This window comes from Actinopolymorpha cephalotaxi, from assembly GCF_013408535.1.
GTDB lineage: Bacteria > Actinomycetota > Actinomycetes > Propionibacteriales > Actinopolymorphaceae > Actinopolymorpha > Actinopolymorpha cephalotaxi.
This window is the reverse complement of the sequence record NZ_JACBZA010000001.1, coordinates 1,253,263-1,279,183: the sequence shown is the minus strand read 5'-3', so window position 1 is coordinate 1,279,183 and position 25,921 is coordinate 1,253,263. Positions and strand designations below refer to the sequence as shown.

The window sequence follows — 25,921 nt, the reverse complement described above, 5'->3', positions numbered from 1 at the left end:
CCGCCGGATGTGACGGGTTCCCACAGATTCGGCGGGAAGGTGTCATATCGCTGTGACCGCCGGAGCGAGCGGCTGGTGATCATTCCACCGCTCCGGAATGCCTGAACCGGCGTGCGGATTATGGTGGTGTCGAGGTGTCCGGCAGCCGGACCGGATATCGGCTTTGAGTGCGCTGAGGGGGTGGAACGGTGAGCGAGACATCCGTCCCATCGGCCACACCCAGCGTCCCGCCGCCCACCGAGCTGCTGCCCGCGTTCGTCAACACCTACGACGTCGACCTCGCCGAGCCCGAGCAGCTGCCCGACCCGGCGGCGCTCACCGCCTGGCTGCGTACCCAGGGCCTGCTCGCCGAGCGCACACCACTCCCCGCAGCCGCCACGGACGCCACGGACGCGGACCTCGCCCTCGCCCACGAGCTCCGCGCGGGACTGCGACAGGCGATGCGCCAGCACCACGACGGGGACCTCGCCACCCGCGTACCCGAACTCGACCGGGCCGCCGCCCGCCTTCCGCTGCGGGTGACCTTCACCGGCACCGCACCGGCCCTCGTCCCCGCCGGTGACGGCGTCTCCCCTGCCCTGGCCGCGTTGGTCGCCGCGGTCGCCACCGCCCAGGCCGAGGGCAGCTGGCAGCGGCTGAAGCTGTGCGCCGCGGAGGACTGTGAGTGGGCGTTCCTGGACGCCTCCAAGAACCGCTCCCGCCACTGGTGCTCGATGGGCTCCTGCGGCAACCGGCAGAAGACCCGGGCCTACCGCGCCCGGCAGAAGGCGGCCGACAGGGCGGCTGACAGGATGGGCGGATGAGCCAGCCCAGCGCCGACACCAGCGTCCGCATCGCGTGGGCCGCCGACGCCCCCGAGGTCGCCCGGGTCCAGGTCGCGGCCTGGCGGCAGGCGTACGCCGACCTCCTCCCGGCCGAGGTCCTCGACCAGCTCGACGAGAACGCCTTCGCCGAGCAGTGGCAGCGGTCACTGGCCCAGCCGCCGGACGCCCGGCACCGGCTACTGGTCGCGCTCGACCACCAGCAGGTCGTCGGGTTCGCCGCGACCGGGCCCGCCGAGGACCCCGACGCCGACCCGATCGCCGACGGGACGATCGCGGCGTTCCACATCGATCCCACCCAGACCCGGCACGGGCACGGATCCCGGCTGCTGCAGGCCTGCGTCGACACCCTGGTCGCCGACAACTTCCGCCGGGCGGTCATCTGGCTGCTGGCCACCGACGACGTACTCCGGAAGTTCCTCACCGAGGCCGGCTGGGGGCCCGATCGGGCGCACCGCGAGCTCGACCTGTACGGCGACGGGAGCGTCCGCGCGAAGCAGATCCGCCTGCACACCGCCCTCGTCGACGACTGAGCATGAGCGCGTCCCGTCCCGCTTCGGCGGTCCTGGAGACCCGGCGCGCGGTGATCCGGGACGCGGCCGCCATCGGCATCGCCACCGGCGCGTACGGCATCTCCTTCGGCGCCCTCGGCGTCGCCGGCGGCCTGTCCGTCGCGCAGACCTGCGCGCTGTCCCTGCTCGCGTTCACCGGGGCGTCGCAGTTCGCGTTCGTCGGGATCGTCGGGGCCGGCGGGGCGGGCCTGTCCGCGGTGCTGGCGGCGTTGCTGCTCGGCACCCGGAACACGTTCTACGGTCTTCGGCTGACCGACCTGCTCCGGCTGCGCGGCCTTCGCCGGCTGGCCGGTGCGCACTTCGTCATCGACGAAACCACCGCGATGGCGGTCGGGCGGCGCTCGCCGGAACTCGGCAGGGCCGGCTTCTGGTACACCGCGCTCATTCTCTTCACGCTGTGGAATCTCGGGACGCTGCTCGGTGCGGTGGCCGGGGCCTCCCTCGGCGACCCTCGGACGTACGGACTGGACGCCGCCGCCCCGGCCGCGTTCGTCGCCCTGCTGTGGCCGCAGCTGACCACGGCGCGGACCCGCGCGGTCGCCGCGATCGGCGCGCTGGTCGCCGTGGCGCTGGTGCCGGTGGTGCCCGCGGGGGTTCCGGTCCTCGCCGCGGGCGCGGTGGCGGTCGCCTTCGGGCTGCGGTCCGCCTCGCCCACCCCGGCTGCCGGTTCCCCGGCCGAGCCGGAGCCCTCGTCGGCGCAGGCGGCACGGGAGGAGAGCCCGTGACGCTCTGGATCGCCGTACTGGCCACCGCCCTCGGCTGTTACCTGCTCAAGCTGGCCGGGGTGTCCGTGCCCCGCCAGGTGCTCGACCGTCCGGCCGTACGACGGTCCGCGGCACTGCTCCCGGTCGCCCTGCTGGCCGCGCTCGTCGGCGTGCAGACCCTGAGCTCGGGCACCGATCTGGTCGTGGACGCCCGGCTGGCCGGCGTCGCGGTCGCCGTGGTCGCGCTGCTGCTGCGGGCGCCGTTCATCGTGGTCGTCGCCCTCGCCGCCCTCACCGCCGCGCTGGTGCGGCTGGCGTTCTGACCGGGCCCGCACTCGCCCGTACGACCCACTGACCAGGCGCGGACAACCGTCTCGCGAACCGAGACCAGCGGACGAACGCACGCGCCGACCGGCGCGCACCCGCCTAGCGTCGAAGTGGACCCAGATCAACGAACCACCGCGACGGACGGACTCTCATGGCTTCGGGCTATCAGGTACTCACCGACGAACAGGCGCAGACTTTTCTCGACCAGGGCTTCGTGGTCGTCCACGACTGCTTCACCCCCGAGGCCGCCGCGGAGTACACCGACCAGGTGTGGACCCGGCTCGGGTACGACCCGGACGACCAGTCCACCTGGGAACAGTCCTCGATCCACATGCCGACACACCGCCGGATCGACGTACGCGAGTTCGCGCCGAAGGCATGGCAGGCCGCCTGCGACCTGCTGGGCGGGGAGGACCGGGTGGCCCGGCCGTACTCCTGGGGCGACGGGTTCATCGTCAACCTGTGGGAGGGCGAGGACCGGCCCTGGACGCCCGCCTCGGCCGCGGCTCCCGGCTGGCACAAGGACGGCGACTTCTTCCGGCACTTCCTCGACTCGCCGGAGCAGGGCCTGCTGACGCTGGTGTTGTGGTCGGACGTACGGCACCAGGGCGGTGCGACGTTCGTGGCCGCGGACTCGGTGGGACCGGTGGCGCGCTACCTCGCCGAGCGGCCGGGCGGCGTGCTGCCCACGGAGTTCGACATCCCGAGCCTGGTCGGGCAGTGCGGCAACTTCGTGGAGGCCACCGGCCGGGTCGGCGACGTCTTCCTGCTGCATCCGTACGTCCTGCACGCGAAGGCGCAGAACCTGCTGCGCGTCCCCCGGCTGATCACCAACCCGCCGGTGCACCTGGCCGAGCCGATGCGCTTCGACCGCGAAGATCCGGCCGACTTCTCCCTGGTGGAGCGGGCGGTGCTGCGCGGCCTCGGAGTGGAGCGGTACGACTTCGCACCCACCGCGCCGCGGGAGGCCGTCGTCCCCGAGCGGGTGCGCCGGCAGGAACGGATGAAGGCCGAGGAGGAACGCCGCCTCAGCGCGCGGCGGTGACGCCCGCGAAGCTGACAACGCCGCGTTGACACCGCGGGAACGCGGCGGGGAGTGGGTCAGCCCAGGTCGAGGTAGTGCTCGAGCCCGACCGTGAGGCCGGGCCGCTCCCCCACCGTCCGGGCGCCGAGCACGACACCCGGCATGAACGACGTCCGGGCCATCGAGTCGTGCCGCAGGGTCAGCGTCTCGTCCTCGCCGCCGAACAGCACCTCCTGGTGCGCGACCAGGCCGGACAGCCGGACGCTGTGCACGGGTACGTCGGCCACCCTCGCGCCGCGGGCACCGGCCACCTCCTGGGTGGTGGCGTCCGGCACCTCGCCCAGGCCCGCCTTCTGCCGGGCGGCGCCGATCAGCTCGGCCGTCCGCGAGGCCGTGCCCGACGGTGCGTCCGCCTTGCGCGGGTGGTGCAGCTCGATCACCTCGACGGAGGGGAAGAACCGTGCGGCCTGCTCGGCGAACCGCATCATCAGCACCGCGCCGACGGAGAAGTTGGGGGCGACCAGCACGCCGACCTTGGGCGCGTCGGCCAGCCAGCCGCGTACCTGCTCCAGCCGCTCCGGCGTGAAGCCGGTGGTGCCGACCACGGCGTGGATGCCGTTCTCCACACAGAAGCGGAGGTTGTCGAGCACCGCGTCGGGATGGGTGAAGTCGATCACCACCTCCGCACCGGCGGCGCGCAGGTCGGTCAGCTGGTCGTCCACGTCCAGCCCGGCCACCAGGTCGAGCCCGTCGGCGGCCTCGACCGCACGGCAGACCTCCGCGCCCATCCGGCCGCGGGCTCCGAGTACGGCAACCTTCACCACGTACGACTCCTCCCCTGCTACGCCGGCGGCGAACCGCCGGCGGCATCCAACGCCGTCAGCGAACCGCGCCGGCGAACCGGTCGGCGTCCTCGAACGGCCCGACCACGGCCAGCGTCGGCGCCGCTTCCAGCAGTTCCTTCGCGATCTGGCGAACGTCGTCCAGCGTCACCGCGTCGATCCGGCGCAGGATCTCGTCCACGCTGAGCAACTCGCCGTACACCAAGTCGGCCTTGGCCAGCCGGCCCATCCGGGAACCCGTGTCCTCCAGGCCCAGCACCAGCGAGCCGCGCAACTGCCCCTTGCCCCGCTCGAGCTCCTCGTCGGTGAGCCCCGAGGAGACGACCTTCGCCAGCTCGTCGCGGCAGATGTCCAGCACCTCGTCGATCTTGCTCGGCAGGCAGCCGGCGTAGATGCCGACCATGCCGGAGTCGGCGTAGTGGGACGCGAACGAGTAGACGGCGTAGGCCAGCCCGCGCTTCTCGCGTACCTCCTGGAACAGCCGGCTGGACATGCCGCCGCCGAACGCGGCGTTGAGGACGCCGAGCACGAACCGCCGGTCGTCCGAGCGCGGCACGCCCGGAACGCCCAGCACGAGGTTGGCCTGTTCGGTGGGCCGGTGCGCCAGCCGGACCGAGCCGCGGGCAGCCGTGGCGGCCGCGGCCGCGGAGGCCAGCGCCCTGCTCGGGTTGCCCGACCGCGGCGGCGTCGGCTCACTGACCTGGCCGTTGAGCCGGCCCGCACGCTCGAACGCCTGCGTCACCAGGCGCACCACGGCACGGTGCTCGACGTTGCCGGCGACCGACACCACCAGGGACTCCGGGCGGTAGCGGCGGCGGTAGTAGCCGTGCACCTGGCGCCGGGTCAGCGCCTCGATCGACTCGGTGGTGCCGAGGATCGGCCGGCCGAGCGGTGAGTCGCCCCACAGCTCCTCGGCGAACAGGTCGTGCACCGCATCGGAGGGGTCGTCGTCGTGCATGGCGATCTCCTCCAGGATCACGCCACGCTCGCTGTCCACGTCGGCGGCGCTGATCAGGGACGAGGTCACCATGTCGCAGATGACGTCCACCGCCAGCGGCAGGTCGGCGTCCAGCACCCGCGCGTAGTAGCAGGTGTACTCCTTGGTGGTGAACGCGTTCATCTCACCACCGACCGCGTCCAGGGCGGAGGAGATCTCCATCGCGTCCCGGCGCCGGGTGCCCTTGAACAGCAGGTGTTCGAGGTAGTGACTGGCGCCGGCGAGCGCCGGGGTCTCATCGCGCGAGCCGACGCTCGCCCAGACCCCGAAGCTCACCGAACGCACCTGCGGCATGGCCTCGGTGATGATGCGCAGTCCGCCCGGCAGGACCGTACGCCGGACCACTCCACCGTCGCCCTCCTTCAGGAGGGTCCGAGTCGAGCCAGACGGCTGGCTCCCCGCAGCCAGCCGTGCCAGTCGTGGGCTCACTGCTCGGGCGACTTCTCGGCGTCCTCGACCACGGGCACCAGGGACAGCTTGCCCCGGTCGTCGATCTCGCCGATCTCCACCTGCAGCTTGTCGCCGACCTTCACGACGTCCTCGACGTTCTCGACCCGCTTGCCGCCGGACAGTGCCCGCAGCTTGGAGATGTGCAGCAGGCCGTCCTTGCCGGGAACCAGCGAGATGAACGCACCGAAGTTGGTGGTCTTGACCACCGTGCCGAGGTAGCGCTCGCCGACCTCGGGCATCGTCGGCGTGGCGATCCCGGCGATGACCGCGCGAGCGGCCTCCGCGGAGGGACCGTCGGCGGCACCGATGAAGATCGTGCCGTCGTCCTCGATGGCGATGTCGGCGCCGGTGTCGTCCTGGATCTGGTTGATGACCTTGCCCTTCGGCCCGATCACCTCGCCGATCTTGTCGACCGGGATCTTCATGGTGATGATCCGCGGGGCGTACGGCGACATGTCGCCGGGCTCACCGATGGTCTTCTCCATCAGGGTGAGGATCGCGAACCGCGCCTCCCGCGCCTGCTGCAGGGCGGACGCGAGCACCGACGCGGGGATACCGGTCAGCTTGGTGTCCAACTGCAGGGCGGTGACGAACTCACGGGTGCCGGCGACCTTGAAGTCCATGTCGCCGAACGCGTCCTCGGCGCCGAGGATGTCGGTCAGCGTGACGAACTCCGTCCGGCCGTCCACCTCGTCGCTGATCAGGCCCATCGCGATGCCGGCCACCTGCGCGCGCAGCGGGACGCCGGCGCTGAGCAGTGCCAGCGACGACGCACACACCGAGCCCATCGAGGTGGAGCCGTTGGAGCCGACCGCCTCCGACACCTGACGGATGGCGTACGGGAAGTCCTCGCGGCTGGGGAGGATCGGGTGGATCGCCCGCTCGGCGAGCGCGCCGTGCCCGATCTCGCGTCGCTTCGGGGAGCCGACGCGGCCGGTCTCGCCGGTGGAGTACGGCGGCATGTTGTAGTTGTGCATGTAGCGCTTGGTCGTGTCCTCGGCGAGGGTCAGACCGATGCGCCGCTCCAGCGACAGCATGTTCAGCGTGGTGACGCCGAGGATCTGCGTCTCGCCGCGCTCGAACAGCGCCGAGCCGTGCACGCGCGGCACGACCCCGATCTCCGCGGCCAGCGGCCGGATGTCGGCGAGGCCGCGGCCGTCCATGCGGACCTTGTCGCGGAGCACCCGCTCGCGCACCAGGGTCTTGGTCAGCGACCGGAACGCCGCGCCGATCTCCTTCTCGCGGCCCTCGAAGTCGGCGCCGATCCGCTCCAGCCCGAGCGCCTTCACCTCGTCCAGGCGGGACTCGCGGCTGGCCTTGTCGGCGATGGTGAGGGCCTCGGCCAGCTCACCGCGCACCGCGCTGGTCAGCGCCTCGAGCACGTCCTCCTGGTAGTCACGGAAGACCGGGAACTCGGTGGTCGGCTTGGCAGACTTGGCGGCCAGCTCGGTCTGGGCGTCGCACAGGGTGCGGATGAAGCCCTTGGCCGCGTCCAGCCCCTCGGCGACGACCTCCTCGGTCGGCGCCTGGACGCCACCGCGTACGAGGTCCCAGGTGTGGTCGGTGGACTCGGCCTCGACCATCATGATCGCCACGTCACCGTCCTCGAGCGCACGGCCGGCGACCACCATGTCGAACACGGCGTTCTCCAGCTCGGCGCGCCGCGGGAACGCGACCCACTGGCCGTCGATCAGCGCGACGCGAACGCCGCCGATCGGGCCGGTGAAGGGCAGGCCGGCGATCTGCGTCGACGAGGCCGCGGCGTTGATCGCGAGCACGTCGTACAGCACGTCGGGGTTGAGCGACAGAACGGTGACGACGACCTGGACCTCGTTGCGCAGGCCCTTGACGAACGACGGGCGCAGCGGGCGGTCGATCAGCCGGCAGGTGAGGATCGCGTCCTCGCTGGGCCGGCCCTCGCGGCGGAACACCGAGCCGGGGATCTTGCCGGCGGCGTATCCCCGCTCCTCGACGTCGACCGTCAGCGGGAAGAAGTCGAACTGTTCCTTGGGGTGCTTGCCGGCCGTCGTTGTCGACAGGACCATCGTGTCCTCGTCGAGATAGGCGACGACGGCTCCGTTGGCCTGGCGGGCAAGGCGTCCGGTCTCGAACCGGACCGTTCGGGTGCCGAAGCGGCCGTTGTCGATGACGGCTTCGGCGGTGTGAATTCCGGGACCCTCCACGGGGCTCCCTCCTCATGACATCGGGGAGCGATCTGCCGCGGGGTGCGTGGGGTACAGGATGTGCCGGTCTTCGATCGAGGCTCTCGGGTACGTCTCGGGGTGATCGCGTCTGTGGTGATCTCGCCCGGAGGACTCCCGGAAGCCACTACCGAGGACCGGCGGCCTGGCTACCGCCTCACGCGGGGACCGCTCCGGTCCTTGTTGTGTACCGGGAGCGGCGCCACGAAGGCGACCGCTCCCGGAGCTTTTCCAGCTATCGGCGCAGGCCGAGCCGCTCGATCAGCGAGCGGTAACGCTGGATGTCTTCCTTCATGACGTAGTTGAGCAGCCGGCGGCGCTGACCCACGAGGAGCAGCAGACCGCGACGGCTGTGGTGGTCGTGCTTGTGGGCCTTCTGGTGCTCGGTCAGGTGAGTGATCCGATGCGTGAGCAGCGCCACCTGGACCTCGGGCGAACCGGTGTCGCCCTCTTTGGTCGCGTACTCGGTGATGATCTGCTTCTTGGTCGCAGCGTCTAGCGACACGAGGCTCCTTTCGGGATCCGTTGCGCGGCGCGCCAGGGCGGGTTCACCTGGGCACTCTTTGTCCGCGGCCGGCGTACGGCAGTGGTCAGGCTACCAGCCCGCCGGTGGGCCACCGGTCAGCCGGGGTCGGCGGCGAGGACACGGCGTACGTGTTCCACGTCGGCACGAATCTGGACGACCAGGGCGTCCACCGAGTCGTAGGTGTCCTGCCCGCGCACCCGGTCGACGAACTCCACCGCGACCGGCCGGCCGTACAGGTCCAGATCGTCGCGATCCAGGACATACGACTCGACCCGGCGCGGCTCGTGGCCGAACTGCGGGTTGGTGCCCACCGAGATTGCCGCGGGCAGCACCTGCGGGCCGGGCGCGTCCACGTCGGCTACTCGCAGCCACCCGGCGTACACGCCGTCGGCGGGCAGCGCCAGGGCGGTCGACGCCGGCACGTTGGCGGTCGGGAAACCCAGCTCGCGTCCCCGGTGGGCGCCCTCGACGACCAGGCCGTCCACCCGGAAGGTGTGCCCGAGCAGGGCCCGGGCGCCGGCCACGTCGCCGGCCGCGAGCCGGTCCCGGACCGCGGTGGAGGACACGGCGTCGACGGGGACGCCGGCGGGGTCGGCGGGATCGAGGGCGGCGGGATCGAGGGCGGCGGGATCGCCGGGGTCCGCGGCGGCCGGTTCGGCGGTCGAGGGGACCTTCGCCGCGCGGGTCAGGCCCTCGACGGCGAACCCGAGCTCGGCGCCCAGCGTGCGCAGCAGGTCGACGTTGCCGGCCGCCTTGTGCCCGAACCGGAAGTCGTCGCCGACCACCACCGCCACCGGACGCAGCGCGCGGACGAGTTCGCGGACGAACTCCTCGGCGGGCTCGCGGGAACGCTCCTTGTCGAACGGCACGACGACCACGCCGTCCATGCCGTACGCCTCGAACAGCTCCAGCCGGCGCTCCACGGTCGCCAGCAGCGGCGGTACCGCCTCCGGGCGGACCACCGAGGCAGGATGCGGGTCGAACGTCACCACGACGGAGCGGGCGCCGTGCTCGCGGGCCAGCTCACGGGTGCGGGCGAGCACCCGCTGGTGACCGCGGTGCACGCCGTCGAAGACGCCGATCGTGACGACCGTCGGCCCGAACCGCGGATCCACCCCGGTCAGGTCTGTCCAGCGTTGCATCGTGTCCTCGTCGCCCTTCCGTCCTGATACGCCTGCCTCACAGAGTGCCAGACGGTCGCCCGCGGACCCTCGCTCCGGTCCCGGCATCCGGCAACCCGGGCGTCACGGGTCGTCCCAACCCGCCGTCAGCTCGCGAACACCGCGACCGGCCGGGCGCCCTCCTCGACGTCCTCGTACAGCGCGAGGAACGCGCCGTCGGGGCCGAACACGCCCACCGGGCCGCCGCCCACCCGCACGCCGGGCAGCTTCTGCCCGAAGGAGACCAGCCGCGCCGTGTGCTCGTCCACGTCGTACCGGGCGAACGTCCGGGCCGCCACGTCGGCGATCGGGACCACCTCGAAGCCGCCCTCGAGCTGCTCGATCGTACGGGCCTGATCCAGTGCGTACGGTCCGACGCGGGTACGCCGCAGCGCGGTGAGGTGGCCGCCGACGCCCAGTCCGGCGCCCAGGTCACGGGCCAGCGCCCGGACGTACGTCCCGCTCGAACACTCGACCACCACATCGACGTCCACGACCTCGCCCACCGGCCGGACGTCGGTCACCTCGAACCTGCGCACCACCACCTGGCGCGGTGCCAGCTCGACGTCCTCGCCCTTGTGCACCTTGCGGTAGGCGCGTTCGCCGGCCACCTTCACCGCCGACACCGCCGACGGCACCTGGGAGATCTCGCCGGTCAGCGCGGCGACCCCCGCCTGGATGTCCTCCCGGCGTACGTCCCGGGCGGACGCCTGGGCGATCGCCTCCCCCTCGGCGTCGTCGGTACGGGTGGACACCCCGAGCCGGATCGTCGCGTCATAGGCCTTCTCGGTGAGGGTGAGATAGCCGAGCAACCGGGTGGCGCGTTCGATGCCGAGGACGAGCACGCCGGTCGCCATCGGGTCGAGGGTGCCGGCGTGGCCCACCCGCCGGGTGTGTGCCAGCCGGCGGACCTTGCCCACCACGTCGTGGGAGGTCCAGCCGGAGGGCTTGTCCACGACGACGATGCCGCTCCGGGTCTCAGCAGGTCGGGGCACATCAGGTCGGGTCACGTCGGGTGGGGTCACGTCAGCTCCCGCCGTGACCGCCGGGGCCGGACCGGTTGTCGCCACCCTTGCTGCCGTCGCTGCCGTCGCTGCCGTCCTCGTCGCCGGGGGCATCGAGCTCGTCGAGGTCGTCGAGGTCTTCGTCGGTGCGGGGCACGCGGTACGGGTCGGCCTCGCCGGCCGGGCTCGCCTGCGCGGCCCGGCGGGCCACCTCGGCGTCGGAGTCGCGGGCGAGGCGCAGGAGGTCCTCGATGTGCTGGGCGTTCTCGGGTACGGCGTCGGGGACGAAGGCCAGGCTCGGCGTGTGCCGGAGCCCGAGCCGGCGGCCGACCTCGGAGCGGATCAGGCCCTTCGCGCTCTCCAGCGCCACGGCGGTCCCGGTGTGGTCCTGGTCGCCCCCGAGCACGGTGTAGAACACGGTGGCTTCGCGCAGGTCACCGGTCAGGCGGGCCTCGGTGACCGTCACGAAGCCGAGCCTGGGGTCCTTCACCCGGCGCTCCAGCATCTCCGCGACGATCACCTGGATCCGGTCCGCGAGCTGGTTCACCCGTGTCTGGTTCATCGCCATCCTCTCCTCGGCCGGCGGGCGACCCGACCGGGGTCGTCCCCGCCGGTCCGGGTTCGTACCTCGTGCCGGCTCACTGTCCTACTCGTCCTGCTCGTCCTGCTCGGTCCTGCTCGTCGTGCCTCGGTCCTACGCGTCCTGCTCGGTCCTACTCGTCGTCGACGGAGAACAACTGCCGGCGTACCTGCAGCAACTCCACGCCCGGGCGCTCGGCGAGCAGCCGCTCCACCGCGTCCAGAACGTCGCGACAGTGCACGCTCTCACCACTCACCACGGCAACACCGATCTCCGCCCGACGGTAGAGGTCATGGTGCCCTGTCTCGGCGACGGACACGGCGTGGCGGCGCGCGATCTCCGCCACGATCGGCCGGACCACCGAACGCTTCTCCTTCAGCGAATGCACGTCGCCGAGCCTCAGGTCGGCGCAGAGTGCTCCGGTGAACATCGGCTCGCATCCTCCGGCGGGTAGGACATCGACGGCTCTACCGGTCCGGGCCCGCCGGCGTCGCCGGCACCGGACCCGCAGCACACAGCCAACCACTCCCGCGCCGACCCGGTGGCTACCGGGTGGCCCGGGCCGAAACGAAGCCCCGGAGCTTCCCGGCGAGGATCCACACAGGCGTCCTGTGCGGTCCCTCTCCGGAGTCGCTCCGGGGCTTCGTCCAACGATCGGTCCCGACCTGCCGGCCGACCTGGGGTTCCAGGCCAGCCGGCCGAGCGGGGTCGGGATCAGCCGCGCGGCTTCTCCCGCATCTCGTACGTCTCGACCACGTCACCGACCCGCACGTCGTTGTAGTTGTGCAGGGTGAGGCCGCACTCGTAACCCTCGCGAACCTCGGTGGCGTCGTCCTTGAACCGGCGCAGCGACGCGATGTCGCTGCTCTCCACGACGACCGCGCCGTCGCGGAGCAGCCGCGCCTTGGAGTTGCGGCGGATGGTCCCGCTGGTGACCAGACAGCCGGCGATGGTGCCGAACTTGCTGGAACGGAACACGTCCCGCACCTCCGCGGTACCGAGCCGCGCCTCTTCGTACTCCGGCTTCAGCATGCCCTTCAGGGCCGCCTCCACCTCGTCGATGGCCTGGTAGATCACCGAGTAGAACCGGATCTCCACGCCTTCGCGGTCGGCCAACCGCTCCACCGACCGGCCCTGGGCCCGGACGTTGAAGCCGATGATGATCGCGTTGTCGATCGTCGCGAGGTTGACGTCGTTCTCGGTGACCGCACCCACACCGCGGTGCAGGATCCGCAGGTCGACCTCGTCGCCCACGTCGATCTTGGCGAGCGCGTCCTCCAAGGCCTCGACCGACCCGGACACGTCGCCCTTGATGACGAGGTTGAGCGACTGGCGCTCCTCGAGCAGCTTCGACAGGTCGTCGAGGCTGACCCGCTTGGTGCGCTGTGCGAACGACGCGTTGCGCTCGCGCGCCTCGCGCTTCTCCGCGATCTGCCGGGCCATCCGGTCGTCGGCGACCACCATGAAGGTGTCACCGGCGCGCGGAACGGCCGACAGACCGAGTACGAGCACCGGACGCGCCGGCGGAGCCTCGTCCACCGACTGGCCGTTCTCGTCGAGCATCGCGCGCACCCGGCCGTACGCCGGACCCGCGATGATCGAGTCGCCGACCCGCAGCGTGCCGCGCTGCACCAGCACGGTCACCACCGGGCCGCGGCCCTTGTCCAGGTGCGCCTCGATCGCGAGACCCTGCGCGTCCTGGTGGGGGTTGGCCCGCAGGTCCAGCGAGGCGTCCGCGGTGAGCACGATCGCCTCGAGCAGCCCGTCGAGGTTGGTCCGGGCCCGGGCGGAGATGTCGACGAACATCGTGTCGCCGCCGTACTCCTCGGGGACCAGGCCGTACTCGCTGAGCTGACCGCGCACCTTCGTCGGGTCGGCGTCGGGCACGTCGATCTTGTTGACCGCCACCACGATCGGCAGGTTGGCCGCCTTGGCGTGGTTGAGCGCCTCGACGGTCTGCGGCATCACGCCGTCGTCGGCCGCCACCACGAGCACCGCGATGTCGGTCGACTGCGCACCACGGGCACGCATGGCGGTGAACGCCTCGTGGCCCGGGGTGTCGATGAACGTGATCTTGCGATCATTTCCGTCCACCTGGGTGGCGACCTGGTAGGCACCGATGTGCTGGGTGATGCCGCCCGCCTCGCCGGCCACGACGTCGGCGTTGCGGATCGCGTCCAGCAGCTTGGTCTTTCCGTGGTCGACGTGACCCATCACCGAAACGACCGGCGGCCGGGCGATGATCTCGGCGTCCTCGCCCTCGTCCTCACCGAACTCGATGGAGAACGACTCCAGCAGCTCGCGGTCCTCGTCCTCGGGCGAGACCACCTGGATGTCGTACTCGAGCTCGGCACCCAGCAGCTGCAGCGTCTCGTCGCTGACCGACTGCGTGGCGGTCACCATCTCGCCCAGGTGGAACATCACCTGGACCAGCGACGCCGCGTCCGCACCGATCCGCTCGGCGAAGTCGGTCAGGCTGGCGCCTCGCGGCAACCGGACCGTCTGGCCGCCACCACGGGGAACGCGCACACCGCCGACCGACGGCGCCTGCATGTTGTCGAGCTCCTGGCGCTTCTGCCGCTTCGACTTGCGGCCACGGCGCACCGGTCCACCCGGACGCCCGAAGGCACCGGCTGTACCACCACGACCGCGCGCCCCACCGGGACGGCCGCCGAAGCCACCACGCGGCGGAGCGCCGGCGGGAGCACCGCCACCGCCACCACCGGGACGACCTCCGCCGCCACCGGGACGACCTCCGCCGCCACCGGGACCGCCACGGCCGGGTGCGCCGGTGCGGCCACCGGGACCACCCGTACGGGCGCCGGGACCACCGGTGCGGCCACCGGGACCGCCGGTACGGCCGCCGGGTCCGCCACCCGCACGCGGGGCCGGACGCGACGGCATCATGCCGGGGTTGGGACGGGGGCCACCCGGACGGTCGCCGGAGCGCTCCGGCCGGGTCGGCATCGTGCCGGGGTTGGGACGGGGAACGCCGGGGACGCCGCCGCCCTGCCGGCCGGCGCCGTCGCCTTCGCCGTCACGACGGGGAGCACCCTGTCCGGGCCGCTCCGAGCGCGGGCCGCGCATGCCGGTGGTGGAGGTGAAGGGGTTGTTGCCCGGACGCGGAGCCCCACCCTGACGCGGGCCGGACGGACGCTGCCGGGAGTCGCCACCCTGGCCACCGCGTCCACCCGGAGCGGCACCGGGACCACCGGGACCACTGGGGCCGCCGGGACCGGACTGGCGCGTGGGGCGCTGCCCGGGAGGAGCCGGCCTGGCACCGGACGCGGCCGGACGCTCGGGACGGTCGGCGCGCTCGGGGCGGTCGCCGCGTTCCGGACGGTCGGTGCGTTCCGGACGGTCGGCGCGTTCGGGACGGTCGGTACGACGTCCGCCGTCCGGCCGCGGCCCCGGACGGGGCCCCTGCGGCTGGGGTGCGGACCGCTCGGGTGCCGGTGCGCTCGGCTGGGCCGTGGCCGCCGGGCGCTCGGTCACCTCCGGTACAGCCTCGCGAACCACCTCGACGGGCTCGGGGGAAGGCTTCGCCGGAGCCGGTCGCGGCGGCGCGGGCTTCGCGCCGGGGACCGGAGTCGGTTTGGGTGTCGTGGGGGCCGAAGCGCCCGATGCGGCCTGCGCCGGGGATGCCGGTGCGGCCTGCTTGCTCGCGGACTTGCGCGCCGATCCCCGTCCGCCGGCCTTGCCGCCGGACTCGGTCGCGAACGACTCCTTGAGCTTGCGAACTACGGGTGCCTCGACGGTTGACGAAGCGGAGCGAACGAATTCACCCAGCTCCTGAAGCCTGGCCATGACGGCCTTGCTTTCGATGCCGAACTCCTTGGCGAGTTCGTAGACCCGGACCTTTGCCACTGCTCTCCTTTGCCGGCCCGGGCCCCCTGTGGGTCCAGGCCGCTAGTAACTAGGCGTGCTCATTGCTCGGTTCTCATCGAGTGCTCATGAGCCGCTCGACCCACTTTCTTTGCCTGGGCGGCGCCCCTGGTCGCGCTGGGCGTCGCCGGTGTTCGGTGCGTTGCTGGCCGAAGCGGTGGCATCCGCCTGGCCGGTGTCGACTGGATCCTGCTGCTCGACATGACGCCGGAGCGGGCCGACGTCGATCGGTGCCCGCGCACGCAAGGCGCGCGCGAACGCTCGTCGGCGTTCGGCGAGTCCGAGGCATTCTCTCGTGGGATGCAGATGCGCCCCACGACCCGGCGCGTGGCCGGAGACGTCCGCGACCAACCGCATGGCGGTCTCGTCACGTGCGAGGACGACCCGGAGCAGGTCAGACTTTGCCGTACGTTGCCGACACCCCACACACGTGCGCACCACGTGCGGACGTGTGTTTGGTTCCAGACCTGTACGACCCACCTCGTGAGAGTGTACCCAGACCGCCGGACTCGGCGGGCGCTGGATCTCTTCATCCGGATCGGAGGAGGGTCCGTTTCCGGCCGGATCGGCCGGATTCGCCTGGTCAGGGCGGGTCGGACCGGTCTGGTGCCGGTCGGTCCGATGCCGGTCGGCCACCGGCCGGGGCCGGTCGAGTTCCGACCGGCGTCCCGGGCGGCCTGTCTACTGCTGGTCGCCGGCCGCGCCTGCCTCGGCCGGGTTGGACGCCTCGACCGAGTCGTCGTCCCCGCCGGCGGTGTCCGGTGCGGCGTCCCGTGCCGGCTCGGCCTCGGCGGTGTCGGACCGGATGTCGATCCGCCAGCCGGTCAGCCTGGCGGCGAGCCGGGCGTTCTGGCCCTCCCGGCCGATGGCGAGGCTGAGCTGGTAGTCGGGTACGACCACCCGAGCCGACCGGGCCGCGAGGTCGACGATCTCGACACTGCGCACCCGGGCCGGCGACAGGGCCTGCTTGACGTACTCCGCCGGATCGTCCGACCAGTCGACGATGTCGATCTTCTCGCCGTGCAGCTCGTTCATGACGTTGCGTACGCGCGAACCCACCGGGCCGATGCACGCGCCCTTGGCGTTGACCGACGGGTTGCGCGAGTGCACCGCGACCTTCGTGCGGTGCCCGGCCTCGCGGGCGATCCCGCTGATCTCGACGGTGCCGTCGGCGATCTCGGGGACCTCCAGCGCGAACAGCTTCCGGACGAGGTTGGGGTGGGTGCGCGACAGGGTGATCTGCGGGCCGCGGAAGCCCTTGCGGACGGCCACCACGAAGCACTTGATCCGGTCGCCGTGGCTGTACCGCTCGCCCGGCACCTGCTCCTGCGGCGGGAGCATACCCTCCACCCGGCCGAGGTTGACGTAGACCAGCCGTGGGTCCTTGCCCTGCTGGATCACGCCGGAGATGATGTCGCCTTCTCTGCCGACGAACTCGCCGAACATGTGGTCTTCCTCGGCGTCACGCAGCCGCTGCAGGATGACCTGTTTCGCCGTGGTCGTGGCGATCCGGCCGAACCCGGTCGGGGTGTCGTCCCACTCCCGCGCCGGCTTGCCGTCCTCGTCGAGCTCGGTGGCGTAGACCATCACGTGCCCGCTCTTGCGGTCCAGCTCGACCCGGGCGTGCGTCTGGGCTCCCTCGGTCCGCTGGTAGGCGATCAGCAGGGCCTGCTCGATCGCCTCGCAGACGGCCTCCAGAGGGACGTCCTTCTCACGCTCCAGAGCGCGCAGGACCGCCATGTCGATGTCCATGTGCCTATCCCTCCTTGTCTGTGTCGTCGTACGTCTTGTCGTCGTCGCCGTGGCCGTCGTACGTGTCGTCGTCGAGGTCCTCGCCCGGCTCGGCGTCGTCGGCCGGCGCCATCTTGGCGAACTCGACCTGCACCCGCGCCTTGGCCACCCGGGCGAACTCGACCTGGTGGGGCGTTCCGTCGACGTCCAGGTCGGCGCTCTCCTCGCCGGCCGCGGTGACCCGCCCGACGAGCTGGCTGCCGTCGGCGTGCACCACCTTGACCAGCCGGCCGACGTTGCGACGCCAGTGGCGGGGCTCGGTGAGCGGCCGGTCGACGCCCCGGGAGGTCACCTCGAGGGTGTAGGCGCCCGCGCCCATCACGTCGCCGGAGTCGAGCAGCTTCGCGACGGTGCGCGAGGTGTCGGCGAGCTGGTCCAGAGTGACGCCGCCGTCGGCGTCCACCACGATGCGCAGGACGGTGCGGCGGCCGGCAGGAGTGAGGTCGACGGACTCGAGGTCGAGTCCGGACTGGGCGAGCACCGGCGCGAGAAGGTCGGCCACCTGGTCACGAGCAGCAGCGCCGCTTGCCACGGTTGCCTCCCTCTCTAGTTGTGCGGACGGTGCGGGCACGACGCCAACCGGGTGTCGGGTGCCGCGATGAGCGGCGACGTCGCGACCACCCGGGTGCCGGCCCGGCCGCCCCGCTGACTGACGCGAAGCTGGTACGAACTGGTGCGAACCGAGGGCCGGCCGGGGTGTCCTGTGGCCACCGTCACCCGGCCTCGGCGTGGTCAGCGTACCCGTCCCCGGAATTGCCCTTCAAACGGCGGCACGCCCCGGCCCGGGTGCCGTTCGATCTCCCTCGCGACGGCCCCCCATCGGCCGGAATTCCCCAGGACGGAGAAGGGGGACGTAACGTGCCGAGGCCCGAATTCGCTCCGGTAACGTCACGCTCGTGAACGCGCCCACCAACGCTCCGTCCCCGGCGTCCCCGGCGTACGACGAGACGTCGCCGACCCGGCGTGGAGTGCTGCGCACGACCCTGGGGGCCGGTGTCCTCGGCCTGACCGGAGGGCTGCTCGCGGCGTGCACCACCGGCCGCGGCAACGGTCCCGGGGCGTCCGGGCGCGGCGGCCACGGCGCGTCCGCGGCACCCACGCCCGACCCGGACCTTCCGGTGCTCACCTCGGCACTGACCGAGGAGCGGGCGTTGCTGACCGCCTACGCCGCGACCGCGGCCAAGAACCCCGATCTGCGCAAGCAGCTCTCGGAGTACGTCGCCCGGCACGAGGAGCACCTCGCCGCGCTGATCGCGCTGACCCGGCGTGCCGGCGGGTCGACGGCCAGCCCCTCCCCCACGCCCGGCCGGACCGCGAGTCCCGGGCCGAGCAGCACGGTCGTTCCCGACGCGGGCGCGGACTCGGTCGCTGGCCTGCTCGGGCTGGAGAAGGCCGCTACCGCCGCCCGCCGGACCAACGTCAGGGTCGTCCGCGATCCCGACCACGCCCGGATCCTGGCCTCGATCGGCGCCTGCGAGTCCACCCACGTGCGGACGTTGGGGTCGATGGCGTGAGGTTCCACACCGATCTTCCACGCCGATGTTGTCCGCCGCCGCGGGGGAGGCTGACCGATGAGTGACCGCGAGGTCGCCGGCCTGCAGGAGGCGCTGGCCGGTGTGCACGCCGCGATCTGGGGTTATCAGGTGCTGACGCCCCAGTTGGGTTCGGACGACCGCAGTCGGGGTGAGAGCTCGATCGAGCTGTATCGCGGGTTGCGGGAACGCCTGCGGACTCTGCTGCGCTCACGTGAGGCGACCCCGGTGGCCGCCGACCCGGGCTACCGGCTGCCGTTCCAGGTGACCGGTGACCGCAGCGCCCGGCGGCTCGCGGCGTACCTCGAGGACGGATGTGCCGGGGTGTTCGCGGACCTGGTGTCCGCCGCGACGAGTTCCAGTGTGCGCATCATGGGCGCCGACCTGCTCGTCGACTGCGCCCGCCGGCGCCTGGAGTGGGGCGCGGACCCGGTGGCCTTCCCCGGCGTCGCCGATCCACCCGGTGCGGCGCCCGCACCCACGCGTCCGGCGTCACCGTCCGCCTCCCGCCGCGCCTCCGGCGCCGGGAGTTCTCGCTAGGACTGGTTCCCGGCGGTGCCACTGCCGACCGAAGACATACGTCGTCCGCCCACCGCCGCGGGGTCGTCGCGTGCTCATGGGCATGGGTCCTCCCCCATACGACGGTCATCGGTGGCGGGGCGAACCCGATCGCCACGCGTCCACGAGCGGGAGCACGTCGGCCAGTCGCCGGACCACCGCGTCGGGTTCGCCGTCGGTGTGCCCGCGCTGGACGGCGGGGATGTCGCTGTGCGGCACGTGGACCGCCCGCATCCCCACCGAGCGGGCGCCGTGGATGTCGTCGAAGAGCCGGTCGCCGACGAAGACGCAGTGCTCGGGCCGGTCGACACCCACCGCGGCCATGGCGGCGCGGAACGCTTCCGGATGTGGCTTGGTGTGCGCGATCTCGCTGGTGTAGACGGCGCCGTCGATGAGGTCGAGCAGGCCGTCGCGGGCGAAGACGAGCTCGTGGTCGTCGCGCGGCCAGACGGTGTTGGACAACACCCCGACCCGGATCCCCCGCTCGCGCAGCGCACGGAACAGCGGTGCGACGTCCGGGTCGGACAGCGTGTGCGGCTCCCACCAGGCGCGGTAGGCCTCGACCCCGCGCTGGTGTGCCGGCCCGGACGGCTCCAGTCCGGCCGCCCGGACGATCGCGTCGAAGGCGGTCGCGCGGTGCTCCTCCCTGGCCCGCCGCCAGGCCTCGTCCTCGGCCGCCCGCAGCGCCGCCGACACCTCCTCACCGTGCGCCGGATCGTAGGCCCGGGCGTAGTGCCGCCACTGGTCGTGCAGGTCGACCGTGTGCCAGGGCGTGAGCGTGCCGCCCCAGTCGAAGATCACCGCACTCACCGTTGTCTCTGTCATCGCGGTCGTCCCAGTCGTCGCTGTCATGCCGGGATGGTGCCAGCGGCCACCGACAGGCGGTTTCGGGCGTACTCCCCGCCAGTGGTCTCCTGGCCGGTCGGCGATCAGCGGGTGCCGGGATCGGCATCGCGGCCTGTCGGTGGTCCCGGGCACGCTAGCCTCGGCGACACCCACCGGTCGCGCCCGCACGTCGCCGCCGCCGTGTCCGAGACCGCCGGCCGGCTCGCTCCTTCGACGACGAGGACGGTTCATGACGTTCACCACCCGCCCGACCCTCCGGGGCACCTTCGGCATGGTCGCGTCCACGCACTGGCTGGCGTCGCAGAGCGCCATGGGTGTGCTCGAACGCGGCGGCAACGCCTTCGACGCGGCCGCCTGCGCCGGCTTCGTCCTGCACGTGGTCGAGCCGCACCTGAACGGCCCGGGTGGCGAGGTGCCGGCCGTGGTGGCCACCGCCGGCGACCCCACGCCGAAGGTGCTGAACGGGCAGGGACCCGCACCGGCGGGTGCCACCATCGGGCACTTCCGCGACCTCGGCCTGGACCTGGTACCCGGCTCCGGCCCGTTGGCGGCGACCATCCCCGGCGCGGTGGACGCCTGGCTGCTGCTGCTCCGCGACCACGGCACCTGGCCGCTGCGCGACGTGCTCGAGCCCGCGATCGGGTACGCCCGAGCCGGTCATCCGCTGGTGTCCGGCGCGGTGACGACGGTCGCCACCGTCGAGCGGATGTTCGCCGAACACTGGCCCACCTCGGCGGCTCTGTGGCTGCGCGACGGGAAGCCGCCGGCGCCGAACGCGATGTTCGCCAACCCCGCGTACGCCGACACCCTGGAACGCCTGGCCGCCGAGGGCGAGGCCGCGGGCACCGGCCGGGAGGCCCAGCTCGACGCCGCCCGCCGGGCCTGGCGGGAGGGTTTCGTCGCCGAGGAGATCGCCGCGTTCTCCCGGCAGCCGCACCGGGACTCAAGCGGTGAGGCCCACGCCGGCCTGCTCACCGGTGACGACCTCGCGTCCTGGTGCGCGTCCTGGGAGGAGCCCGCGACCCTGGAGTGGAACGGCCTGACGGTGGCCAAGACCCAGGCATGGGGCCAGGGCCCGGTCCTGCTGCAGTCGCTGGCCCTGCTGGACGCGCTGGGCGCCCCGGCCGACCTCGACAACGCAGCCGGCGCAGACCGCGGCGGCGAACTCGGCGTCCACCTGACCGCCGAGGTGCTCAAGCTCGCCCTCGCCGATCGGGAGGCGTGGTACGGCGACCTGCCCGACTCCCCGCTGCCCGCGCTGCTGGCCAAGGAGTACGCCGCCGAGCGCGCCGCCTTGGTGGGCGACCGGGCGTCCGGCGACCTGCGCCCGGGCGCACCGGACGGTCGTACGCCGAGACTGCCCGCGCGGCACGCCGACCCGGACGGGAACGCGCCGGCCGGCGGACCCGGACGCGGGGCCGGCGACACCGGCGAACCCACCGTCGACCTCACCGGCCGTACCCGCGGCGACACCTGCCACGTGGACGTCGTCGACCGCTGGGGCAACATGATCTCCGCGACGCCGAGCGGCGGCTGGCTGCAGAGTTCGCCGACCATCCCCTCGCTCGGGTTCTGCCTGGGCAGCCGGGCGCAGATGTTCTGGCTGGAGGAGGGGTTGTCCTCCTCGCTCGTGCCCGGGCGCCGTCCCCGTACGACCCTGTCGCCGACGCTGGTGCTCGCGGACGAGCGTCCGGTCCTCGCCTGCGGCTCCCCCGGCGGCGACCAGCAGGACCAGTGGCAGCTGCTGTTCCTGCTGCGGCACCTCGGCGCGGGGCAGGATCTCCAGCAGGCGATCGACGCGCCGGCGTGGCACACGACGAGCTTCCCCGGGTCGTTCTACCCCCGGACCATGGAGCCGCGCGGCCTGGTGGTCGAGGACCGGCTCGGCGAGGAGGTGATCGGCGCGCTGGAACGCCGCGGCCACGTCGTCAGCCGGTCCGGACCCTGGAGCCTGGGCCGGCTGTGCGCGGTCGCCCGCGATCCGCGGACCGGCGTCCTGTCGGCAGGCGCCAACCCGCGCGGGATGCAGAACTACGCCGTCGGCCGGTGACAGGAGCGCGGACGCTCGCCTAGTCTGGGCCCCGGCGCCCTGCCGCGCCCAACCTCCGCGATCCACCCCAGCGGGATCTGCCAGGGAGGCAAAGGGGAACCGACCTCGGCAGCGGGCATGATCACCTGTCACCGCTGTCGTGCTCGGCTCCGCTGGGGGGGCGCCGGCACGGCGCGAAGGGACAGGTTCGACATGACCCGAGACGCCGCGTTCAAACGCCGTGTCCGTGCCCGGATGGCAAGGACGGGTGAGCGGTACGCCGCCGCCCGGGCCCAGGTGGACGACCGGACCACCGACGAGCCGGCCGCGCAGGCCGGCGACACCACTCACGTACAGCACCTGCTGCACGTCACCAACGGCGACTGCGCCGCGGAGGTGATGCGGGCGGCCGGCCTCACCGAGCCGATCCTGCCGTGGCGGGACGTCCTGCACGACGGCCCGGTGCCCGTCGGGCTCACCGACGCCGAACTGCGCGCCGTACGCGCGGACTTCATCGCCGGCGGGGGGCTGGATCCGGCCGCGGTACGCGCCGACTTCGACGCCCGGGACGCGACGCTGGCTGCCGTGGCCGCCCGGCACGAGGGTCGCGTCGTGCTGTGGTTCGAGGCCGATCTGTACGACCAACTGCAGGTGGTGCAGGTGCTCGACCGACTGCACCGGGCCGGGGTCCCGCCGGAGTCGGTGTCGCTGGTGTCGGCAGGCGAGTTCCCCGGCGTCGCGCACTTCGGTGGGCTGGGCGAGCTCGCACCCGCCGACCTGCTGCGGCTGCGCGGGGACGAACTGCCGCTGACCGCGGAGGCGTACGAGCTCGCGGTCGCCGCCTGGGCGGCCTTCACCGCCCCCGACCCAGCCGGGCTGGCCGGGATCGCACAATCCTCCTCCCCCGTCCTGCGTCACCTCGCGGAGGCGTTCGGGCGGCTGGCGCAGGAGTACCCCGCGCGCTCGGACGGACTCTCCCTGACCCAGCGCCGGATCCTGCTCGCCGTCGAGGGCGGCGCGGGCACGGCGGGCGCTGTCTTCGCGGAGGTGCGTCGCCGGGAACGCCGGCCGTACCTCGGCGACACCTCCTGCCACGACCGCATCGCCGAACTCGCCGGCGCCCGTCAACCGCTGCTTGCGGTGAGCCCGGGCGCCACGGACGACGGACCGTACGCCGACCGCGAGGTGGTGCTCACCGCGACGGGGCGGGAGGTGCTCGCGGGCCGGGCCGACCATGCCGAGCTCAACGGCGTGGACCGCTGGATCGGCGGTGTCCACCTGACCGGCACGCGTCCCGCGTGGCGATACGACGAGCGGCTGGAGGCGCTCCAGCCCGGCTGACGTACCGCACTCCTGGCGTACGGCACTCCTGACCTACCGCATGCGCCGGGCCTAGGCTCGGCGCATGCAGTACGTCAGCCGGACGCCGCAGGCGGCGCTCGCGCCGTTCGTCCGTCACCTCGGGTACGCCGAGGGGAACGCGGGCAGCGGCCGCGAGCGCGCGTTGCCGACCGGGGTCCCGCAGCTGCTGGTCAACCTGGCCGAGGACAGGTTCCGGGTGTACGACGGAGCCGGCGATGCGCGGCCGGCGACGTTCGTCGGCGGGGCCGCGCTGTCCGGACCTCGGTCCCACGTACAGGTGATCGACACCGCCGACCAGCGGGAAACGGTGTGGGTGGCGTTCCGCCCCGGCGGCGCGGCCGCGTTCTTCGCCGGCCCGGCCGGCCGGGCCGGTGAGCAACTGCTCGGCCTCGACGTGCTCTGGGGTGCGAACGCGGGCGCCGACCTCCGCGAACGACTGGCGGCGGCGCCGACGCCGGGGGCGAAGCTGGACCTGGTGGAACAGGTCCTGCTGCGCCGTGCGGTTCGTCCGCTGCGGGCCGATCCGGGACTCGCGTTCGCGGTGGGCGAACTCCACCGGGGCCGGCCGGTCGCGCAGGTGGCCGAGCACTGCGGGCTGACCGGCCGGGCGTTCACCCGGCGGTTCACCGACAACGTGGGGTTGACACCGAAACGCTTCGCCCGGGTACGCCGTTTCCAGCGGGCGCTGGCAGCGATCCCCCACGACCGGCCGGTCGACTGGGCCGAGATCGCCCACCGCACCGGCTACTTCGACCAGGCGCACTTCGTCAAGGAGTTCCGGGCGTTCACCGGCCTGGTGCCCTCGGCCTACCGGCCACGCTCGGCGACCACCCGCAACCACGTACCCCTCGGCTGAACCAACGGCAGGCCGGGAGCCGACGGCACGGGCGCCCCACTGGTCAGGCGCCCACTCAGGCGCCCACGGGTCAGGAGGCGCAGACCTCCACGAGGTGGTCGACGACCTCGGCGATCGGCAGGTCGATGCGCTCGCTGGTACGCCGGTCCTTGATCTCCACCTTGCCGTCCACGATCCGCCGGCCGCAGGTCACGATCGTGGGGATGCCCACCAGGTCGGCGTCGTTGAACTTCTCCCCCGGGCTCGCCCCACGCCGGTCGTCCAGCAGCACCCGGATGCCCCGGGCGTCCAGCTCGGCCGCGAGCTGCTCGGCGGTCTCGAACGGCGCGTCGTTCTTGCCCGTGGCGATGACGTGCACGTCGGCCGGGCTGATCTCGCGGGGCCAGATCAGCCCCTTGGCGTCGTGGTTCTTCTCCGCGATCGCGGCGACAGCTCGGCTCACCCCGATGCCGTAGGAACCCATCGTCACCACGACCTGCCTGCCGTTCTCGTCCAGCACCGTGAGCCCGAGCGCCTGCGCGAACTTGCGGCCCAGCGCGAAGACGTGCCCCATCTCCATGCCCTTGGCCGACGCCAGCTCGCTGCCACAGCGCGGGCAGGGGTCGCCGTCGCGCACCTCGGCGGCGTGGATGGTGCCGTCCGCGGTGAAGTCGCGGCCGGCGACCAGATCGACCACGTGCCGGCCGGGTTCGTTGGCGCCGGTCACCCAGCGGGTGCCCGAGGCGACCCGCGGGTCCACGAGGTAGCGAACCTTTGCCGGCTTGTCCGCGCCCAGCGCGTCGGGTCCGATGTAACCGCGCACCAGCTCCGGCCGGGCGTCGAAGTCCTCCTCGGTCGCCGCCTGCACGGTGGCCGGGTAGACCTGCGCCTCCAGCCGCTTCACGTCCACCTCCCGGTCGCCGGGCACGCCAACGGCGAGAAGCTCGGCGTCGCCGCCGGGGTGGACGACCTTCACGACGACGTTCTTCAACGTGTCGGACGCCTGCCAGGGACGGTCGTCGCGGCGGAGTTTCTCCCGGTCGTTCAGCAGGGCGACCAGCGACTCGATGGTCGGGGTGTCCGGGGTGTCCTCCACGTGCGCGGCGGGCAGGCCGGCGTGGGGCACCGGGTCGGTGGCGGGCACCTCCACCGCCTCGGTGTTGCTCGCGTAGTCGCAGGAGGTGCAGCGTACGTAGGTGTCCTCGCCCACCTCGGTGGGAGTCAGGAACTCCTCGCTGAGAGAGCCACCCATCGCCCCGGCCATCGCCTTCACGATCACGTGGTCCAGCCCGAGCCGGTCGAACGTACGGACGTAGGCCTCACGGTGCCGGTGGTAGGAGCGTTCCAGCCCGGCGTCGTCGACGTCGAAGGAGTAGGAGTCCTTCATCGCGAACTCCCGGCCCCGCAGGATGCCCGCCCGCGGACGCGGCTCGTCGCGGTACTTCCACTGGATCTGGTAGATCGACAGCGGGAGGTCCTTGTAGGAGGAGAAGAGGTCCTTCACCAGCAGGGTGAACATCTCCTCGTGGGTGGGGCCGAGGAGGTAGTCGTTGCCCTTGCGGTCCTTGAGCCGGAAGATGTCGTCGCCGTAGTCGGTCCACCGGCCGGTGCGTTCGTACGGCTCACGGGGCAGCAGGGCCGGGAAGTGGACCTCCTGGAACCCCGCGGCGTCCATCTCCTCCCGGACGATCCGCTCGACGTTGAGGTAGGTGCGCCAGCCCAGCGGCAGCCAGGAGTAGATGCCCGGGGCGACCCGGCGGATGTAGCCCGCGCGGACGAGAAGCCGGTGGCTCGGGACCTCCGCGTCGGCCGGATCCTCGCGCAGCGTACGCAGGAACAACGTCGACATGCGCAGGATCACGGGGATCTCCTCCG

Annotated in this window: 24 protein-coding genes; 10 read left to right on the top strand and 14 right to left on the bottom strand. The window is 72.6% G+C overall.

The genetic code is table 11. The features are described 5' to 3' along the window. Nucleotides 1–188: 188 nt before the first annotated feature. The 5 genes from FHR37_RS05820 (at nt 189) to FHR37_RS05800 (ending at nt 3,469) form a co-directional block, all read left to right on the top strand. Complete coding sequence (locus tag FHR37_RS05820; protein WP_092883124.1) at nt 189–803, top strand: CGNR zinc finger domain-containing protein; 615 nt, start codon at nt 189–191, stop codon at nt 801–803. Next, nucleotides 800–1,354, top strand: coding sequence for a GNAT family N-acetyltransferase (locus FHR37_RS05815; protein WP_092883125.1), 555 nt, complete (start codon nt 800–802; stop codon nt 1,352–1,354). Before FHR37_RS05820 ends, FHR37_RS05815 begins: the two co-directional genes overlap by 4 nt. A 2-nt stretch (nt 1,355–1,356) precedes the next feature. Next, complete coding sequence (locus FHR37_RS05810; protein WP_092883126.1) at nt 1,357–2,118, top strand: AzlC family ABC transporter permease; 762 nt, start codon at nt 1,357–1,359, stop codon at nt 2,116–2,118. After that, entirely contained in the window at nt 2,115–2,420 is a 306-nt protein-coding gene (locus tag FHR37_RS05805; protein WP_092883127.1) for an AzlD domain-containing protein, read from the top strand. Before FHR37_RS05810 ends, FHR37_RS05805 begins: the two co-directional genes overlap by 4 nt. Before the next feature lie 155 nt (nt 2,421–2,575). After that, entirely contained in the window at nt 2,576–3,469 is an 894-nt protein-coding gene (locus FHR37_RS05800) for a phytanoyl-CoA dioxygenase family protein (RefSeq protein ID WP_092883128.1), read from the top strand. Between the two features lie 56 nt (nt 3,470–3,525). On the opposite strand, the gene dapB is transcribed toward FHR37_RS05800, so the two are convergent. From dapB to rimP, 12 genes are all read right to left on the bottom strand, one after another. Continuing rightward, nucleotides 3,526–4,272 carry a 4-hydroxy-tetrahydrodipicolinate reductase gene (gene dapB, locus FHR37_RS05795; RefSeq protein WP_202818037.1) on the bottom strand — a complete coding sequence of 249 codons (747 nt, stop codon included), beginning with the start codon at nt 4,270–4,272 and terminating at the stop codon, nt 3,526–3,528. 55 nt (nt 4,273–4,327) lie between these two features. After that, nucleotides 4,328–5,632, bottom strand: coding sequence for a M16 family metallopeptidase (locus tag FHR37_RS05790; protein ID WP_237768732.1), 1,305 nt, complete (start codon nt 5,630–5,632; stop codon nt 4,328–4,330). An 80-nt stretch (nt 5,633–5,712) separates the two neighbouring features. Next, entirely contained in the window at nt 5,713–7,920 is a 2,208-nt protein-coding gene (locus tag FHR37_RS05785) for a polyribonucleotide nucleotidyltransferase (RefSeq protein WP_175542473.1), read from the bottom strand. Nucleotides 7,921–8,173: 253 nt separating this feature from the next. Next, a complete protein-coding gene (rpsO, locus tag FHR37_RS05780) occupies nt 8,174–8,443 on the bottom strand; it encodes a 30S ribosomal protein S15 (RefSeq protein ID WP_092883130.1) in 270 nt (89 codons plus the stop codon). Between the two features lie 116 nt (nt 8,444–8,559). Continuing rightward, a complete protein-coding gene (locus tag FHR37_RS05775; protein WP_092883131.1) occupies nt 8,560–9,606 on the bottom strand; it encodes a bifunctional riboflavin kinase/FAD synthetase in 1,047 nt (348 codons plus the stop codon). A gap of 125 nt (nt 9,607–9,731) precedes the next feature. Further along, nucleotides 9,732–10,649: a tRNA pseudouridine(55) synthase TruB gene (truB, locus tag FHR37_RS05770; RefSeq protein WP_237768733.1), complete on the bottom strand. Its 918-nt coding sequence runs from the start codon at nt 10,647–10,649 to the stop codon at nt 9,732–9,734. A 1-nt stretch (nt 10,650) separates the two neighbouring features. Continuing rightward, the gene (gene rbfA / locus FHR37_RS05765; protein ID WP_092883240.1) at nt 10,651–11,190 is read right to left on the bottom strand and encodes a 30S ribosome-binding factor RbfA; all 540 of its coding nucleotides are present in this window, start codon (nt 11,188–11,190) and stop codon (nt 10,651–10,653) included. A gap of 151 nt (nt 11,191–11,341) precedes the next feature. Continuing rightward, nucleotides 11,342–11,638, bottom strand: a complete 297-nt coding sequence (locus FHR37_RS05760; RefSeq protein ID WP_092883133.1) for a DUF503 domain-containing protein — start codon at nt 11,636–11,638, stop codon at nt 11,342–11,344. A 284-nt stretch (nt 11,639–11,922) separates the two neighbouring features. Next, the gene (infB, locus tag FHR37_RS05755; protein WP_092883134.1) at nt 11,923–15,075 is read right to left on the bottom strand and encodes a translation initiation factor IF-2; all 3,153 of its coding nucleotides are present in this window, start codon (nt 15,073–15,075) and stop codon (nt 11,923–11,925) included. A gap of 84 nt (nt 15,076–15,159) precedes the next feature. Next, on the bottom strand, nt 15,160–15,519 hold the full coding sequence (locus FHR37_RS05750; RefSeq protein WP_092883135.1) for a YlxR family protein: 360 nt from the start codon (nt 15,517–15,519) through the stop codon (nt 15,160–15,162). 255 nt (nt 15,520–15,774) lie between these two features. Further along, complete coding sequence (nusA, locus tag FHR37_RS05745) at nt 15,775–16,845, bottom strand: transcription termination factor NusA (protein WP_092883136.1); 1,071 nt, start codon at nt 16,843–16,845, stop codon at nt 15,775–15,777. Nucleotides 16,846–16,849: 4 nt separating this feature from the next. Then, the gene (gene rimP / locus FHR37_RS05740; protein ID WP_092883137.1) at nt 16,850–17,416 is read right to left on the bottom strand and encodes a ribosome maturation factor RimP; all 567 of its coding nucleotides are present in this window, start codon (nt 17,414–17,416) and stop codon (nt 16,850–16,852) included. Nucleotides 17,417–17,780: 364 nt separating this feature from the next. On the opposite strand from rimP, the gene FHR37_RS05735 reads away from it, so the two are divergent. Further along, on the top strand, nt 17,781–18,398 hold the full coding sequence (locus FHR37_RS05735; RefSeq protein ID WP_092883138.1) for a ferritin-like domain-containing protein: 618 nt from the start codon (nt 17,781–17,783) through the stop codon (nt 18,396–18,398). A 57-nt stretch (nt 18,399–18,455) separates the two neighbouring features. Beyond that, complete coding sequence (locus FHR37_RS05730) at nt 18,456–18,956, top strand: ferritin-like domain-containing protein (protein WP_092883139.1); 501 nt, start codon at nt 18,456–18,458, stop codon at nt 18,954–18,956. A 105-nt stretch (nt 18,957–19,061) separates the two neighbouring features. Here FHR37_RS05730 and FHR37_RS05725 read toward each other — a convergent pair whose 3' ends face one another. Further along, a complete protein-coding gene (locus tag FHR37_RS05725; protein ID WP_237768734.1) occupies nt 19,062–19,826 on the bottom strand; it encodes an HAD family hydrolase in 765 nt (254 codons plus the stop codon). Between the two features lie 223 nt (nt 19,827–20,049). Here FHR37_RS05725 and FHR37_RS05720 point away from each other — a divergent pair, with 223 nt between their 5' ends. The 3 genes from FHR37_RS05720 (at nt 20,050) to FHR37_RS05710 (ending at nt 24,067) form a co-directional block, all read left to right on the top strand. Continuing rightward, a complete protein-coding gene (locus tag FHR37_RS05720; protein ID WP_092883141.1) occupies nt 20,050–21,870 on the top strand; it encodes a gamma-glutamyltransferase family protein in 1,821 nt (606 codons plus the stop codon). Between the two features lie 192 nt (nt 21,871–22,062). Next, nucleotides 22,063–23,190, top strand: a complete 1,128-nt coding sequence (locus tag FHR37_RS05715) for a hypothetical protein (protein ID WP_202818038.1) — start codon at nt 22,063–22,065, stop codon at nt 23,188–23,190. A gap of 64 nt (nt 23,191–23,254) precedes the next feature. Further along, a complete protein-coding gene (locus FHR37_RS05710; RefSeq protein WP_092883142.1) occupies nt 23,255–24,067 on the top strand; it encodes a helix-turn-helix transcriptional regulator in 813 nt (270 codons plus the stop codon). Between the two features lie 70 nt (nt 24,068–24,137). Here the strand turns inward: FHR37_RS05710 and FHR37_RS05705 are convergent, their stop codons facing one another. Next, nucleotides 24,138–25,907 (bottom strand): proline--tRNA ligase, encoded by a 1,770-nt coding sequence (locus FHR37_RS05705; RefSeq protein WP_092883143.1) that lies wholly within the window; start codon nt 25,905–25,907, stop codon nt 24,138–24,140. Nucleotides 25,908–25,921 lie beyond the last annotated feature (14 nt).